This is a genomic window from Halomarina halobia (assembly GCF_029338575.1).
Lineage (GTDB): Archaea > Halobacteriota > Halobacteria > Halobacteriales > Haloarculaceae > Halomarina > Halomarina halobia.
This window is the reverse complement of sequence record NZ_CP119992.1, coordinates 90,835-105,567: the sequence shown is the minus strand read 5'-3', so window position 1 is coordinate 105,567 and position 14,733 is coordinate 90,835. Positions and strand designations below refer to the sequence as shown.

Annotated in this window: 15 protein-coding genes; 11 read left to right on the top strand and 4 right to left on the bottom strand. The window is 71.6% G+C overall.

Annotation, left to right across the window (positions count from 1 at the left end; all coding sequences use genetic code 11):
* The first annotated feature begins 117 nt into the window (after positions 1-117).
* Positions 118-990, top strand: a complete 873-nt coding sequence (locus P1K31_RS00500) for a universal stress protein (protein WP_276304317.1) — start codon at positions 118-120, stop codon at positions 988-990.
* A gap of 15 nt (positions 991-1,005) precedes the next feature.
* On the opposite strand, the gene P1K31_RS00495 is transcribed toward P1K31_RS00500, so the two are convergent.
* Positions 1,006-1,902, bottom strand: coding sequence for an isoaspartyl peptidase/L-asparaginase (locus tag P1K31_RS00495; RefSeq protein WP_276304316.1), 897 nt, complete (start codon positions 1,900-1,902; stop codon positions 1,006-1,008).
* A gap of 253 nt (positions 1,903-2,155) precedes the next feature.
* On the opposite strand from P1K31_RS00495, the gene P1K31_RS00490 reads away from it, so the two are divergent.
* The 4 genes from P1K31_RS00490 (at position 2,156) to P1K31_RS00475 (ending at position 5,797) form a co-directional block, all read left to right on the top strand.
* Entirely contained in the window at positions 2,156-3,190 is a 1,035-nt protein-coding gene (locus P1K31_RS00490) for a thiamine pyrophosphate-dependent dehydrogenase E1 component subunit alpha (protein WP_276304315.1), read from the top strand.
* A 3-nt stretch (positions 3,191-3,193) separates the two neighbouring features.
* Positions 3,194-4,204: an alpha-ketoacid dehydrogenase subunit beta gene (locus P1K31_RS00485; protein ID WP_276304314.1), complete on the top strand. Its 1,011-nt coding sequence runs from the start codon at positions 3,194-3,196 to the stop codon at positions 4,202-4,204.
* Between the two features lies 1 nt (position 4,205).
* Positions 4,206-5,198, top strand: coding sequence for an NAD(+)/NADH kinase (locus P1K31_RS00480; RefSeq protein WP_276304313.1), 993 nt, complete (start codon positions 4,206-4,208; stop codon positions 5,196-5,198).
* A 95-nt stretch (positions 5,199-5,293) separates the two neighbouring features.
* Entirely contained in the window at positions 5,294-5,797 is a 504-nt protein-coding gene (locus tag P1K31_RS00475; RefSeq protein WP_276304312.1) for a VOC family protein, read from the top strand.
* 10 nt (positions 5,798-5,807) lie between these two features.
* On the opposite strand, the gene P1K31_RS00470 is transcribed toward P1K31_RS00475, so the two are convergent.
* On the bottom strand, positions 5,808-7,646 hold the full coding sequence (locus tag P1K31_RS00470; RefSeq protein WP_276304311.1) for a 2-oxo acid dehydrogenase subunit E2: 1,839 nt from the start codon (positions 7,644-7,646) through the stop codon (positions 5,808-5,810).
* 190 nt (positions 7,647-7,836) lie between these two features.
* On the opposite strand from P1K31_RS00470, the gene icd reads away from it, so the two are divergent.
* Entirely contained in the window at positions 7,837-9,099 is a 1,263-nt protein-coding gene (gene icd / locus P1K31_RS00465) for an isocitrate dehydrogenase (NADP(+)) (RefSeq protein ID WP_276304310.1), read from the top strand.
* Positions 9,100-9,151: 52 nt separating this feature from the next.
* Here icd and P1K31_RS00460 read toward each other — a convergent pair whose 3' ends face one another.
* Complete coding sequence (locus P1K31_RS00460; RefSeq protein ID WP_276304309.1) at positions 9,152-9,490, bottom strand: cupin domain-containing protein; 339 nt, start codon at positions 9,488-9,490, stop codon at positions 9,152-9,154.
* Between the two features lie 243 nt (positions 9,491-9,733).
* Here P1K31_RS00460 and P1K31_RS00455 point away from each other — a divergent pair, with 243 nt between their 5' ends.
* Both P1K31_RS00455 and P1K31_RS00450 read left to right on the top strand, forming a co-directional pair.
* On the top strand, positions 9,734-10,255 hold the full coding sequence (locus P1K31_RS00455; RefSeq protein WP_276304308.1) for a DUF5817 family protein: 522 nt from the start codon (positions 9,734-9,736) through the stop codon (positions 10,253-10,255).
* A 54-nt stretch (positions 10,256-10,309) separates the two neighbouring features.
* Positions 10,310-10,657 carry a hypothetical protein gene (locus P1K31_RS00450; protein WP_276304307.1) on the top strand — a complete coding sequence of 116 codons (348 nt, stop codon included), beginning with the start codon at positions 10,310-10,312 and terminating at the stop codon, positions 10,655-10,657.
* 59 nt (positions 10,658-10,716) lie between these two features.
* Here the strand turns inward: P1K31_RS00450 and hmgA are convergent, their stop codons facing one another.
* Positions 10,717-11,928: a hydroxymethylglutaryl-CoA reductase (NADPH) gene (gene hmgA / locus P1K31_RS00445; RefSeq protein WP_276304305.1), complete on the bottom strand. Its 1,212-nt coding sequence runs from the start codon at positions 11,926-11,928 to the stop codon at positions 10,717-10,719.
* Between the two features lie 264 nt (positions 11,929-12,192).
* On the opposite strand from hmgA, the gene P1K31_RS00440 reads away from it, so the two are divergent.
* The 3 genes from P1K31_RS00440 to P1K31_RS00430 all read left to right on the top strand — a co-directional run bounded on the left by P1K31_RS00440 (position 12,193) and on the right by P1K31_RS00430 (position 14,691).
* On the top strand, positions 12,193-12,360 hold the full coding sequence (locus tag P1K31_RS00440; RefSeq protein WP_276304304.1) for a hypothetical protein: 168 nt from the start codon (positions 12,193-12,195) through the stop codon (positions 12,358-12,360).
* An 8-nt stretch (positions 12,361-12,368) separates the two neighbouring features.
* On the top strand, positions 12,369-13,517 hold the full coding sequence (dgoD, locus tag P1K31_RS00435; RefSeq protein WP_276304303.1) for a galactonate dehydratase: 1,149 nt from the start codon (positions 12,369-12,371) through the stop codon (positions 13,515-13,517).
* A 337-nt stretch (positions 13,518-13,854) separates the two neighbouring features.
* Positions 13,855-14,691, top strand: coding sequence for a formate/nitrite transporter family protein (locus P1K31_RS00430; protein ID WP_276304302.1), 837 nt, complete (start codon positions 13,855-13,857; stop codon positions 14,689-14,691).
* Positions 14,692-14,733 lie beyond the last annotated feature (42 nt).

The window sequence follows — 14,733 nt, the reverse complement described above, 5'->3', positions numbered from 1 at the left end:
AGCGGTGACGAACGGGGGAGGAGCGCAGCGACTCCGCACCGCGCGTCGGCACGTCGTCCGCCGGGAGCGCCGCAACGACTTACCCGCCGCGCGACGAACCGTCCTAGCGGTACCGTCATGTTCGATCGGATTCTCATCCCCGTGGACGGAAGCGATCCCGCGAGGCGGGCGGCGGCGGCCGGCCTCGAACTCGCGAGTACGTACGACGCGGCCGTGGACGTACTGTACGCGATCGAGCCGTCCCGGATGCGGGACGGGGAGGCGGCGAGGCGCGCCCGGGAGGAGCGAGGGGCGGAGATCCTGGCGGAGGTGAGCGAGATGGCCGACGCGGCGGACGTCGCGGTCGAGACGCGCCGGAGCGAAGGGCGACCCCCCCGGGTCATCGTCGACCACGTGGACGAGCGCGGGATCGACCTCGTGGTGATGGGGCGACACGGTCGGGCCGGACTGGGCGAACGCCTGCTCGGGAGCGTCACCGAGCGGGTGCTCCGCGGCAGCGACGCGCCGGTACTCACCGTGGACGGCGGCGACGCGGACGACGCCGGTGGGTACAGGAATGTCCTCGTCCCGACGGACGGGAGCGAGATCGCCGAGCGCGCCGCGCCGTACGGTGTCGACGTCGCGCGGCGCTACGGCGCGACGCTCCACCTCCTCAACGTCGTTGACGTACAGCGGGAGGGGGGCCTGTTCAGCGCCGGGGGCGTGGACGCGGAGTTCGTCGAGCGCCTCGAAGGGCGGGGGCGGGAGCGGGTCGACCGCCTCGCGGAGCGCGTTCGGGAGACCGACGCGAGCGCGGAGCCCCGTACGGCGGTCGTTCGGGGCGCGCCCCACGCCGGCATCCGCGAGTACGTCGACGCGAACGGCGTCGACCTCGTCGTCATGAGCTCCGAGGGCGAGTCGAACCTCGCGGGGCAACTCCTCGGGAGCGTCGCCGATCGGGTCCTCCGGACCGTCGACGTGCCGGTGCTGGTCGTGCCGGTGCCCGAGTGATCGCCCAAATGACGGCTACTCGCCGGCGACGCTCGTCTGCATCCCGGCGGAGTTGAATGCGCTCCCGGCGTCGCCGTCGCGGTCCATGACGACGACGCCCGCCTCGCTTCCCGTGATCTCCTCGAACTCCTCGACGGCGAGTTCGGCCGCTGTCTCCGCGTTCCGGCCGAGTTCGAGGTGGTCCACCGCGCGACGGGCGAGCGTCACGCGGACGATGTCCTCGCCCGCGCCCGTCGCGCTCGCGCCGCCGGCGTGCGTGGCGAAGAAGCCGGACCCCACCTGCGGCACGTCGCCGACCCGCCCGGCGAGCGCCGCCCATCGCCCGCCGGTTGAGGTGCACGTCGCGAGCGTCTCGCCGTCGGTGGCGACCGCGCCCACGGTGTCGTAGTCCTCCGGGTGGGCGTCGTCGCCGGTGGCCGCGCTCCCGCCGAACTCGCCCGTGAGCCAGTCGAGTTGCCCCCGTGGGTCGTCGCGGGCGGGCGGCGACGGGTCGAGGTCAGCCCACCGCTCGCGGGTGTCCTCGCTCCGGAGGTCGACGCCCGTCTCGATCCCGAAGGCGGCCGCGAGATCGGCCGCGTGGACGCCCGAGACGCAGACGTGCGGGGTTTCCTCCAGAACGACGCGCGCGACCTCGCAGGCGCGCTCGACGCCGGGCATCGAGCAGGCCGCCCCGATCCGCCGATCGTCGGTCATGATCCCCGCGTCGGTGCGGACGACGCCGTCGGACTGGATCGCGCCGCCGACCCCCGCGTTGAACCGCGGCGAGGATTCGAGCGCGCGGACGGTCGCGACGACCGCGCCCACCGACGTCGCCGCCGCCGCCCCCGCCGCCGTCGCCTCGTCGAGCGTCGCCTGCCGCCGCTCCGGTTCCTCGACGGCCCCGCCGGCCCCACCGTGCGCGATGACGTGCATGGGCGGAGGTGTGGCACGGGCCGGGAATAGTGCTTCCGTACCGTCGGCTGTAACCGTTTCAGGGGTCCCGGTGATCCGGGGCACCGAGTCGTCCGGCCGTACGACCGATGGCGGCCGTCGAGGGAGCCGCGACGGGGTTCGTACGGCGTTCGAGACGGAACTGTACGCGAATCGAACGTTCACTCAGGGAGGACCTCCACTGAAATTGTCGGTAAATTATATCCCGTCGTGCTCGAACCTCTAAAACTGTTGTATGGTAGCAATCGACATCGAAACGGAGGAGGGTCGGCGCGAGGCGCTCCGTCGGATGCTCACGATACGGGCGTTCGACAGCGCGGCCTCCGACCTCTTCGCCGACGGGGAGATACCGGGGTTCGTCCACCTCTACATCGGGGAGGAGGCGGTGGCGACGGGCGCGTGCGCCGCCCTCGAGGAACGGGATTACATCACCAGCACGCACCGCGGGCACGGTCACTGCATCGCGAAGGGCCTCGACCCGACGCTCATGATGGCCGAGCTGTACGGCAGGCGCGACGGCTACTGCAACGGCAAGGGCGGGTCGATGCACATCGCCGACGTGGACGCCGGGATGCTCGGCGCGAACGGCATCGTCGGCGCGGGACCGCCGCTCGCGACGGGCGCGGCGCTCACCGCCCAGCTGAAGGGTGAGGACCGCACCGCGCTCGCGTTCTTCGGCGACGGCGCGGTGGCGCAGGGACAGGTCCACGAGGCGGTCAACCTCGCCGCGACGTGGGACCTCCCCGCCGTCTTCCTCGTCGAGAACAACCAGTTCGGCGAGGGGACGCCGGTCGACGAACAGCACAACGTACAGGCGCTCTCCGAGACCGCGGAGGCGTACGACATACCGGGGTTCAGCGTCGACGGGATGGACGTCACGGCGGTGTACGAGGCCGTCGGCGAGGCGCGCCAGCGGGCGGCGAGCGGGAGCGGGCCGACGTTCATCGAGGCCGAGACGTACCGCTTCCGCGGGCACTTCGAGGGCGACCAGCAGCCCTACCGCGACGAGGAGGACGTGGCCGTCTGGCGCGACCGCGACCCCATCGAGTCGTTCAAGGAGCGCCTCCTCGAGTACGGCGAACTGACCGACGAGGAGTTCGACTCGATGCGCGCGGCGGCGGACGAGGAGATCGAGGAGGCGGTCGCGTACGCGCGCGACGCCGAGAACCCCACGCCCGAGGAGGCCTACGACGACATGTTCGCGACGACGGTCCCGGAGATCGAACAGTTCGCGGCTCGAATGCGCGCCGACGGGGGCGCGGAGCGATAGACCATGAGTACCGAGACAGGCACCAGCTACGACGTAGACCAGACCCGCACGATGACCATGCGCGAGGCGATCCGCGAGGCGCTTCGCGAGGAACTCGCCCGCGACGAGGACGTCTTCCTCATGGGCGAGGACGTGGGACGCTTCGGGGGCGTCCTCGAGGTGACCGCCGGCCTCTTCGACGAGTTCGGCGGGGACCGCGTCCGCGACACGCCGATCAGCGAGGCGGGCTTCATGGGCGCGGGCATCGGGGCGGCGGCGACGGGGACCCGGCCGGTCGTCGAGATCATGTTCAGCGACTTCCTCGGCGTCTGCTCCGAGCAGGTGATGAACCAGATGGCGAAGATGCGCTACATGTTCGGCGGCAAGACGGAGATGCCGATCACCGTCCGCACGACCGAGGGCGGCGGGATGGGGGCCGCGAGCCAGCACTCCGGCACCGTCCACACGTGGTTCGCGCACTTCCCCGGCCTGCTCGCGGTGACGCCCGGTACCCCGGCGGCCGCGAAGGGGCTGCTCAAGAGCGCCATCCGCTCCGACGACCCCGTGTTCTTCTTCGAGAACAAGATGATCTACGAGCAGGAGGGCGAGGTCCCGGTCGACGAGGACTTCACGGTCCCGATCGGGGAGGCCCACGTCGAGCGCGAGGGCGAGGACGTCACCGTCGTCGCCAGCCAGCGCCTCGTCGGCGAGTCGCTCGACGTGGCCGAGGACCTGGCAGGCGACGTGAGCGTCGAGGTCATCGACGTGCGCTCGCTCTACCCGCTCGACACGGACACGCTCGTCGAGAGCCTGGAGAAGACCGGGCGGATGGTGGTCGCCGACGAGAGCCCGCTCTCCTACGGCGTCCACGGGGAGGTGATGGCGCGGATGATGGAGAGCGCGTTCTTCAGCCTCGACGCACCCATCCAGCGCGTCGGCGTTCCGGACACCCACATCCCGTTCAGCCCCGCGCTGGAGGGGGAGGTCCTGCCGAGCGCCGACGACGTCAGAACGGCGGTCGAGCGCATCGCCTAGCGTGGCGACCGTCGGCCTGGTCGTGAACCCGTCGGCGGGCCGCGACATACGGCGGCTCACCGGCGGGGCCAGCGTCAGCGACCGCTACGCGAAGCTCCAGACCGCCAGGTGCGTCCTCGCGGGCGCGACGACGGTCGACCCCCCGCCGGACGTACTCGTGATGCCCGACAAGGCGAACATCGGCCAGCAGCTGGTCGAAGACGCAGAGGACGTCGACGCCGCGCTCCTCGACCAGTCGGTCACCGGATCGGGCGAGGACACCCGAAGAGCGGCCGCCGCGCTCGCAGAGCGCGCCGAGTGCGTCGTCGTCCTCGGCGGCGACGGGACCAACCGCGACGTGGCGACCGGGATCGGCGACGTCCCGGTGGCGAGCATCTCGACGGGGACGAACAACGTCGTCCCGACGGCCATCGACGGCACCCCCGCGGGGGCGGCCGCCGCCCTCGTCGCCGCGGGGCTCGTACCCGCCCGCGACGCGACGGTGCGCCACGGCACGGTCGTCGCCGCGGTCGACGACAACGGCGGACACCGCCGGTTCGAGGGGCTCGCCGCGCTGTCGGTGCTCGACCGTCCGTTCGTCGGCACGCGGGCCGTCCTCGATCCGGGCGACTTCCTCGGAGGCGTCGTCTCCCGCGCCTCGCCCGGCGACGTGGGACTCTCCGGGATCGCCGGGACGCTCGGCGCGGTCGCGCCCGACGACCCCGGCGGCGTCGGCCTCAGGTTCGGCCGCCCCGAGGGCGCTCCCCGGACCGTCCGGGCGATGACGACGCCGGGCGTGGTCGGCCGCATCGGCGTGCGCGAGCACCGCCGCCTCGACGACCGCGAGGCGATGACCTTCGACGTGCCCGAGGGCGTACTGAGCGCCGACGGCGAGCGCGAACTGGAGATCCGCGAGGCCCGCGTCGAGGTCCGGACGCGGGCGGACGGCCCGCGGTTCGTCGACTTCGACGCCGTCTTCGAGCGCGCCGCGAGCGAGCGGCTGTTCGTCGAGTGAGCGCCGGGATCGCGCGGAACGCGACGGTTCCCGGTGCGACCGGTCGCGCTCCGTGAGAAGCAGTGATGTGTGTCACCATTGAACAGCAGCCCGTCATGCCGACCGACATACCGCAGCTGGACGTGGAGATACCCGAGATCAGTCAGGTCGCGTTCGTGGTCGAGGACATCGAGGACGGGATGGATCGGTTCGGTGCCGTCCTCGGCGTCGGCCCGTGGCAGCTCTACCGGTTCGAACCGCCGGCGCTCCACGACACGACCTACCGGGGCGAGGAGCACGACTACTCGATGATCCTCGCGCTGGCGACGGTCGGCGACACGATGCTCGAACTCATCGAGCCGCTCTCGGGACCGAGCATCTACACCGAGCACTTAGAGGAGCACGGCGAGGGGTTGCACCACGTCGCATGCTTCGCGTTCGAGGACGCCCCCTCGGTGGTCGCTCGGTTCGAGGAGGCGGGTATGCCCGTCCTCCAGAGCGGCGTCTACGAGGAGACGCCCTACTGGTACTTCGACACCGCGGAGCGGTTGAACGGGGTGATCTTCGAGACGGCCGACAACGTGGACGCGCTGCCCGAGCCGGACGACACGTACCCCTGAGCGGCGGGACTCACGCCCGTCGCCAGGAGACGCCGAGATCGACGTCGTCGGCCAGCACGTCGAGGACGTAGCAGTTGCGCCCGCCGAGGTCGACGAGGTGCTCGAGCGTCTCGTCGTCCGCGTCCGAATCGAGCACCACGGTGACGTCCACCCGTTCGAGCCAGCCGCGCTCGGGCGAGCCGCGGACCCGTACGTCGGCGTCGTCGAGCGGAACGTCGCGCTGATCGGCCTGCATCCGGACGGAGAGCGAGACGCAGGACGCGAGCGACCCGAGGAAGGCGTCCACGGGGGTCGGAGCGGTGCCGCCGCCGCCGAGGTCGGTCGGCAGGTCGAAGTCCCACTCGACCGGGCCGACGGAGACCGTCCCGGCGGTTCCGTCGCGCATTCGCGCGGAGACCTCGCGCTCGGGGAGGTCGAGCGCCGCGGACCGCTCCGGCCGCTCGACCGCCTCGGGCAGGAGCGGCCACGGGTCCTCCAGGTGGCCGAGGAGCGTCCCCAGGAAGCGCGCGGCGTCCGCGCCGTCGACGACGCGGTGGTCGAACGAGAGGTCGAGCGGGAGCACCCGCCGAACGGTGACGCCCGTCTCCCCCTCGGCCGTCGGGCGGCGTTCGAGGGCGTTCACGCCGAGGATGGCGACCTGGGGCGGGTTGATCACGGGGTCGAACGACTCGACGCCGAGCACGCCGAGGTTCGTGACGGTGAACGTCCCACCGGTCAGGTCGTCCATCGAGTAGTCGCCGGCGAGCACCCGTTCGGTGAGTTCGCGCCGCCGGTCGGCGAGGTCCGCGAGCGACGCGCTCCCCACGTCGCGCAGCACGGGCGCGATCAGGCCGGCCTCCACGTCCACCGCCAGACAGAGGTTGTGCTCCGCGTAGAGGCGGTGGGTGTCGTCCTCGAAGTGCGCGTTGAACGCGGGGTGCTCGTCGAGTGCCGCCGAGAGTGCGACCAGCAGGAGGTCGGTGAGCGAGACGTCGACGCCGAGCGCCTCGCTCGACGCCTCGCGAGCCGCGACGAGTTCCTCCGCGTCCACGGTCCGGTGCTCGGTGACGTGGACCGCCTCGCGGTAGCTCTCCCCGAGGCGGCGGGCGATGGTCCGGCGCATCCCGTCGAACGGACGCTCCTCCAGGAGCGTGAGCCCCTCCGGACCGGTCGTCGTCGGGGCCGATCCGGCCGCCGCCTCGACGTCGTCCTCCGTGATCGACCCCTGTGGTCCGGTCCCCTCGACCGTCCCGAGATCCACGCCCAGCTCGTCGGCGCGGCGCTTCGCCCGCGGTGAGGCCCTGACGTCGGCGCTCGCTCCCGCGTCGCCGGCGCTCGACCCGGCCGCGGCCTCGACGTCCCCCTCGGTGATCGACCCCTGCGGTCCCGTCCCGTCGACCCCCGCGAGGTCCACGTCCAGTTCGTCGGCACGCTTGCGCGCCCGCGGCGAGGCTCGGATCGATTCGGCGCGAGCGACGCCCGCGGCGTCGCTCGCGCGCTCGGTCGCCGACGGCGGGCCGGACGCGCTCGCGGATCCCTCGGCGGCTCCCCCGGCGGGTTCCGGTTCGGGGGGCGCCGCCTCGCCGTCGGCGTCCGCTCCCGCCTCCGCCTCCAGGTCCGATATGTCCTCGTCCGCTCCCGCGACGATGCCCATCGGCGTACCGGGCGGCACCTCGTCGCCCGGCGCGAGGAACGTCCTCCGGAGGACGCCCGACTCGCGCGCGTCGACCTCGGCGGTCGTCTTCTCCGACTCGATCTCGGCGAGCGCGTCCCCCTCCGCTACCGACTCGCCCTCCTCGACGCGCCACTCCAGGAGCGCGCCGCCTTCCATCTCCAGCCCGAGCTTGGGCATCCTGACGATGTACGCCATGTCGTGATACCGGTTGGCAAGGGGCATAAATCCGGGCGGCGGCCGAGGGCCACGGCGGCCGACCGATCGTTGCCCCGTGACGTCCTCGGGGTCGGAATCGGTCGCGAACCGCCGAATCGGTCGTATCAGCGGGGCGATACCACGCTCGGATAACGGCAGACATTTTAGCCAGACGCTGGGAGAGAGACGTATGAGCTACGAGAAGGTCGAGGTGCCGGAGGGCGGCGAGGCCATCACGGTAGCGGACGCCGAACGCGACGAGCTCAACGTCCCGGAGGACCCGATCATCCCCATCATCTACGGCGACGGGATCGGACGGGACGTCGGACCGGCCGCGCAGACGGTCCTCGACGCCGCCGCCGAGGCGACGGGCCGCGAGATCCACTGGATGCGCCTCTACGCCGGCGAGTCCGCCCGCGAGAAGTACGACGAGAACCTCCCCGAGGACACGATCGAGGCGATAAAGGAGTTCCGCGTGGCGATCAAGGGGCCGCTCACGACCCCCGTCGGCGCGGGCTTTCGCTCGCTGAACGTCGCGCTTCGCAAGAAGCTCGACCTCTACACGAACATGCGCCCGACCTACCACCTCGACGGCGTCCCCTCCCCGGTGAACCACCCGGAGAAGATGGACATGGTCAACTTCCGCGAGAACACGGAGGACGTCTACGCCGGCATCGAGTGGGAGGCCGGCACCGACGAGGTCGAGGAGGTCCGCGCGTTCATCGAGGAGGAGATGGGCTACGACAGCACCATCCACGACGGGCCGGTCGGCATCGGCATCAAGCCCATCACCGAGTTCGGCACGAAGCGCCTCGTCCGCAAGGCCATCGACTACGCGCTCGCCCACGACCGCGACTCCGTCACCCTCGTCCACAAGGGTAACATCATGAAGTTCACCGAGGGTGCCTTCCGCGACTGGGGCTACGAGGTCGCGGAGGAGGAGTACGGCGAGGAGGTCATCACCGAGGACACCCTCTGGAACGAGCGCGACGGCGAGCCGCCGGAGGGCGCGGTCGTCGTCAACGACCGCATCGCCGACAACATGCTCCAGCAGTTGCTCACCCGCACGGAGCAGTACGACGTGCTCGCCATGCCGAACCTGAACGGCGACTACCTCTCGGACGCCGCGGGCGCGCAGATCGGCGGCCTCGGCATCGCCCCCGGCGCGAACATCGGCGACGGCCGCCTCCTCGCGGAACCCGTCCACGGCTCCGCGCCGAAGTACGCCGGCCAGGACAAGGTGAACCCCTCCGCGATGATCCTCTCCGGTCGCATCATGCTCGAGTACATGGGCTGGGACGACGCCGCGGACCTCGTGCGCGACGCCCTGGAGGAGACCGTCTCCTCGAAGCAGGTCACCTACGACATCGAGCGCCAGATCGAGGGGGGCACGAAGCTCGCAACCAGCGAGTTCGCCGAGAAGGTGGCGGAGAACGTCCGCGACCGCGCCTGAACCGACACACCTATCATTCCCGTTTCGGTCTGGCGACGGGCGCGCCGCGCCCTCACTCGGACCAGTCCACGTCGAGCCGCGGCGGGGAGAAGATATCTACGCCCTCGACCAGTTCGTCGCCCTCGTTTCTGGCCGCGTGAGGTTCGTCCGCCGGGATGGCGTACCCGTCGTCGACCCCGACGCGGCGCTCCTCGCCGTCGACGACGAACGTGAGCACGCCGGCCGTGACGTAGCCCGTCTGCTCGTGTGGGTGGCTGTGCTCCGGCACCTCCGCGCCCGGCTCGATGCGGAAGTACTGGACGCTCATGTTCTCGCCGACGACGAGCTGCGCGAGGTGGACGCCGTCGACCGCTTCGGTCGTCTTCCGTTCGGTCCGTGGAGCGATCTCCATGCCCCCCGCTCGCACGGAGAGGGCCTAATACTGTCGGACGTACGCCCGTCGAGCATCCCGCCACCCCGAGGTGGCGAGTCGCGTCACGACGGTACGTCCGATCGTCTTCTCATCTCTCGTCTCTTCTTCTCCCGTCATCTTACCTCCCGTCTTCTCTCCTCCCCGTTCCGTCGTCGCCTCGGTCCCGCGTTAACCTCCACCCCGACCCGGTGGTTTTTCCCCGAGAACGGCGATACTCCGGGTATGTACACGGTGGTAGGGTGTCCCGACTGCTCGGCGCTGAAGATCGTCGAGGGGCGACCGGAGACGACGCGGTGCCCGCGCTGTCGTCGGACGACGACGTTCTCGAAGCTGCGCGCGCTCTACCGGAGCGACGACCTCGACGCCGCCCGGGAGATCCGCGCGCGCCTGCTCGCCGAGCGGAGCGGACACGCCGACTCGTACGCGGAGGTCGGGACGTTCGCGGCCACCGACGCGGACGCGGAGGGTACCGTCGTCACCGACGAGGAGTACCTCGCGTCGGGGGGCGTCGACCCCGACGCCGTCCGCGAGGCGGGCGAGCGCGCGGCGGGCGGAACGACCTCGCGGAGCCGGAGGGAGGTCGTCACCGACGCGCTCTCGGAACTCGACCGACCCACCGAGGCGGAGGTCGTCGAGTACGCCGCCGAGCGCGACGTCCCCGCCGACTACGTCCGGCGGGCGCTCTCGAAGCTCCACCGCCGCGGCGAGGTCAGCGAGACGAACGGGCGGTACCGCCTGCTCTGAACCGTCGTCCGGTACCGGGTTAGTTTGATGTAGTGACACGTTGTAGCACGTAGGATGCGCTCGCGGGTGGGGACGACTGCGGGGGTAGCACAGGCACTGGCCGTCGCGGGTGGGATCGCGTTCCTGCTCGCCGGGGGGATCGGGATCCGGACGCTCGCCGGCGTGAGCGTGACCGTCCTCGCGCTGGCGTCGCTCGCGGCGGGGGTCCTCCTCGGGTCCGTCAGGTCGTGGACCGGGGGACGGCGGCGGCAGGCGGTCGCGGAGGGGGTCGGAACGCTCGGGTTCGTTCTCGTCCTGCTCGGCGCGACGGCCCCCGACGAGGCGCTGTCGCTCGTCGGCGGGGGGCTGGTCGCCGTCGCGGGCGTCAGGTTCCTCGCCGCGGGGAGGTCGCCGCCGGGCTAGCCGGGGCGACCGGACGAGTAGCGGCGGACGCAACTGGACGAGCGGCGGGTGCGACCGGGCTAGCGCCCCAGCTGCTCGTGCGCGCTGGCGAGGTGGCTGGAGGCGAGCGCGCCGAGCAGCGAGAGTTCGCCGGCGAGCGTCCCGACGGCGATGACCTCGGCGAGCGCGTCGGCGTTCGAGCCGGGGGGGTCGCCGCCGCCGCGGACGCCGAGCACGGAGAGCGCCTCCGACTGGGTGGGGAGCCTCGTCCCGCCGCCGACGGTGCCGACCTCGAGCGACGCGAGCGTGACGCTGGCGTAGAGGTCCCCGTCCCGAACGTCGACGGTGGTGATGGCGTTCGACCCCTCGACGACCTGCGCGGGGTCCTGCCCGAGTGCGAGGAAGGCGGCGACGACGACGTTCGCGGCGTGGGCGTTGAACCCGAGCGCGCCCGCCTTCGCGCTGCCGACGAGGTTCTTGCGCGTGTTCGCCTCGGCGATCGCCTCGGGGGTGGTCTTCAGCACGTCGGCGACGAGGTCCCGCGACAGGACCACGTCGGCGGCGACGGTGCGCCCGCGCCCCTCGACGGCGTTGATCGCGGCGGGCTTCTTGTCGGCGCAGAGGTTGCCCGAGAGGGCGACGAGGGAGGCGGGCGTCTCCGCCTCGACGACCTCGCAGGCGGCCTGCGTGGCGATGGTGGCCATGTTCATGCCCATCGCGTCCTTCGTGTCGTAGGCGAACCGCAGGAAGACGCTGTCCCCGACGACGTAGGGCGTCACCCCGCGCAGTTCGCCGTGGCTGGTGGTTGCCTCGGCGGCCTCGCGGAGTGTCCCCTCGTTCGCGCGCACCCAGGAGACGACCTCGCTCGCCTCCCCCACGTCCGCGACGCGGAAGACGGGCGCGCGGGTCATCGCCGACTTGAGGACGCGCGCGGTCGCGCCGCCCCCCCTCCGAATGGCCGCACACCCGCGGTTCACGCTGGCGAGCAGCGCCCCCTCCGTCGTGGCGAGCGGGAGGTAGTACTCGCCAGACGACGCCCCGCCCTCGACGCGGACGGGGCCGACGACGCCCATCGGCACCTGCGCCGCGCCGATCATGTTCTCGACGTTCGAGTCGGCGTCCGCCGCGTCGAAGGCGTACGCGCCGACCGTCGAGAGGTCGGCCTCCGTCTCGGCTTCGAGCAGGACGCGCCGGGCCTCGGCCGCGACGTCGGCGTCCGCGTGCTGTTCGAGTTCGTGCAGCCCCAGGTCGCCCTCGCGCACGCGCTCGGCGAGGTCCTCGGCGGTGGTCATGCGGGATGCGTAGCGGGCCGCCCGCCTAACGCTTGCCATTGGCCGGAGCCCGGAGGCCGACCGCGGGCGACGAGGTGGAGGAGGGTTCCGCCGCGGGGCTCTCGGGGACTCCGTTCTCGAATGCGTTCGGGACGAGCGGCCCTCGGGCGCGCGACGACCGCGCGAGGTGACCCTGGGGCGCGAGCCGACGGACGTCGTCCCACGTACGAAGAGCCCTCCGAGGGATCGTTTCGGCGGGGAGTAACGGCGTTATGCGGGGAGTTTATGTGTGCAAGTTCCATCGGTAGGAGTATCACGCGCAGCCCGCGCGACCCCGGCACGCCGGGGGCCGACGTCAACGAGTACGTCAGCGGAGCGGGACAGCGGAAGACCGAGACCGACGAGGAGGGCCTGCGGACCGACGACTGCGTCGCCGGCGGCCCCGGAGAGTGAGACACGACATGCGAATCACGGACTACGAACTGTTCGAGGTACCGCCGCGCTGGCTGTTCCTGCGGGTCGAGACGAGCGACGGGCGGGTCGGCTGGGGCGAACCGGTCGTCGAGGGGCGCGCCCGGACCGTCCGCGCCGCCGTCGAGGAACTGATGGACACCTACCTGCTCGGGTCGGATCCCGACCCGATCGAGGACCACTGGCAGACGATGTACCGCGGGGGGTTCTACCGCGGCGGGCCGGTGCTGATGAGCGCCATCGCCGGCATCGACCAGGCGCTCTGGGACCTCAAGGGCCAGGCGTTCGACGCGCCGATCTACGAGTTGCTCGGCGGGCGGGCGCGCGACCGAGTCAGGGTGTACCAGTGGATCGGCGGCGATCGACCCGCGGACGTGGGTCGGGCCGCGAGCGCCAAGGTGGAGGAGGGGTTCACGGCGCTGAAGATGAACGCGACCTCCGAACTCCGCCGCGTCGACACCCCGGCCGCGGTGGCGGCGGCGGCCGAGCGTCTCCGGGCCGTCCGCGAGGCGGTCGGCCCGGAGGTGGACGTCGGGGTGGACTTCCACGGTCGGGTGTCCAAACCGATGGCGAAACGCCTCGCCAGCGCGCTCGAACCCCACGAACCCTTCTTCATCGAAGAGCCCGTCCTCCCCGAGCACACCGACGCGCTGCCCGCCATCGCCGCCCACACGTCGATCCCCATCGCAACCGGCGAGCGCATGTACTCGCGATGGGACTTCAAGGAGGTGTTCGAGCAGGGCGTCGTGGACGTGATCCAGCCGGATCTCTCACACGCGGGCGGGATCACGGAGGTCAAGAAGATCGCGGCGATGGCCGAGGCCTACGACGTGGCGATGGCCCCCCACTGCCCGCTGGGGCCCATCGCGCTGGCCGCCTGCGTGCAGGTCGACGCCTGCTCGCCGAACGTGCTCATCCAGGAGCAGAGCCTCGACATCCACTACAACGAGGGCGGCGACGTCCTCGACTACCTCGCCGACCCGTCGGTGTTCGCGTACGAAGGGGGGTACGTCCGCCTGCCCGACGGCCCGGGGCTGGGCATCGAGATCGACGAGGCGTACGTCCGCGACCGGGCGGGGACCGTCGACTGGCACAACCCCGTCTGGCGACACGACGACGGCAGCGTCGCGGAGTGGTGACCTCGGAGGGTTCGCACGCCGGACGGCGCTCGTCACCCGCGCGAACCGCCTCGTCGACGGCGGGCGCACCGCCGTCATGCAGGACGACGCGCTCCCGGACTACCGGGCGCGGCGTGCGGAGGAGCGATGAACGCGCGCGTCAGCGCCGACGGGATCGTCCCGCCGGACGGCGGGGGCGTCGTTCGCGCGGCCCCCTCGACCCTGTCCGTGACGCGGGAGTGAGCGACCGCCGGACCGCCGCCTGCTGGACCGGGGGCGGCACGGGAGGCGCGGGGCTCGATGCGTGCGCCGGGGGGACCTTGATACGTCGGCCGCGAGTACGACCTCGAACGCCGCGATGAATCAGACGCAGACCGAGACGACGTCCGCCGACGCGCGCAAGTTCAGGAACGTCCTCGAGCGGCAGATAGAGAGCGCGATCAGGGAGATGCGCCGATCGACGGGCGCGCTCGCCTTCTCCGGGTTCGCGGCCGGGCTCAACGTGAGCTTCGGGGCGCTGTTCATGGCCGTCGCGCTCACCTTCTCGCCGGGGTTCGAGTCGGACCTCGTGAAGCAGTTCGTCCTCGCGAACGCCTCCGCGGTCGGTTTCCTGCTCGTGATGCTCGGACAGACGGAGCTGTTCACCGCCCACACGACGATGGCGTGGCTCCCGGTGTTCAGCGGCCACGCCGACCTGCGGGAACTCGGCCGCCTCTGGCTGATTATCTACGTCACGAACCTGGTCGGCTGTGCGCTCTTCGCGGGGCTCGTCGCGCTGGTGGGGCCGTCGCTGTCGATCGTCGATCCGTCGGCGTTCGGAACGCTCGCGAACGCCCTCCTCCCCTATTCGGGACCGACGATACTGCTGAGCGGCGTCGTCGCCGGCTGGCTCATGGGTCTCGCGACGTGGCTCGCGGCCGCCAGCCGCGACACCGTCGGCGAGATCGTCGCGGTGTGGATCGTCACCGCGGGCATCGGCTTCGCCCCGTTCCACCACGCCCTCCTCGGGACGACCGAGGTGCTCGGCGCGATGTTCCTCGGCCAGGGCGTCACGCTCGCCGAGTTCGGCCACTTCCTGCTGTGGACGACGGTCGGGAACGTCGTCGGCGGGACGGTCTTCGTCGCGCTGCTCAACTACGGACAGATCGCCTACGGCGACACCCCCGACGAGGTGGACGTGGAGTCGATCGACTGACGCCGACGGCAGTCGGAGGGAACGCGGGGATCGTTTCAAGTC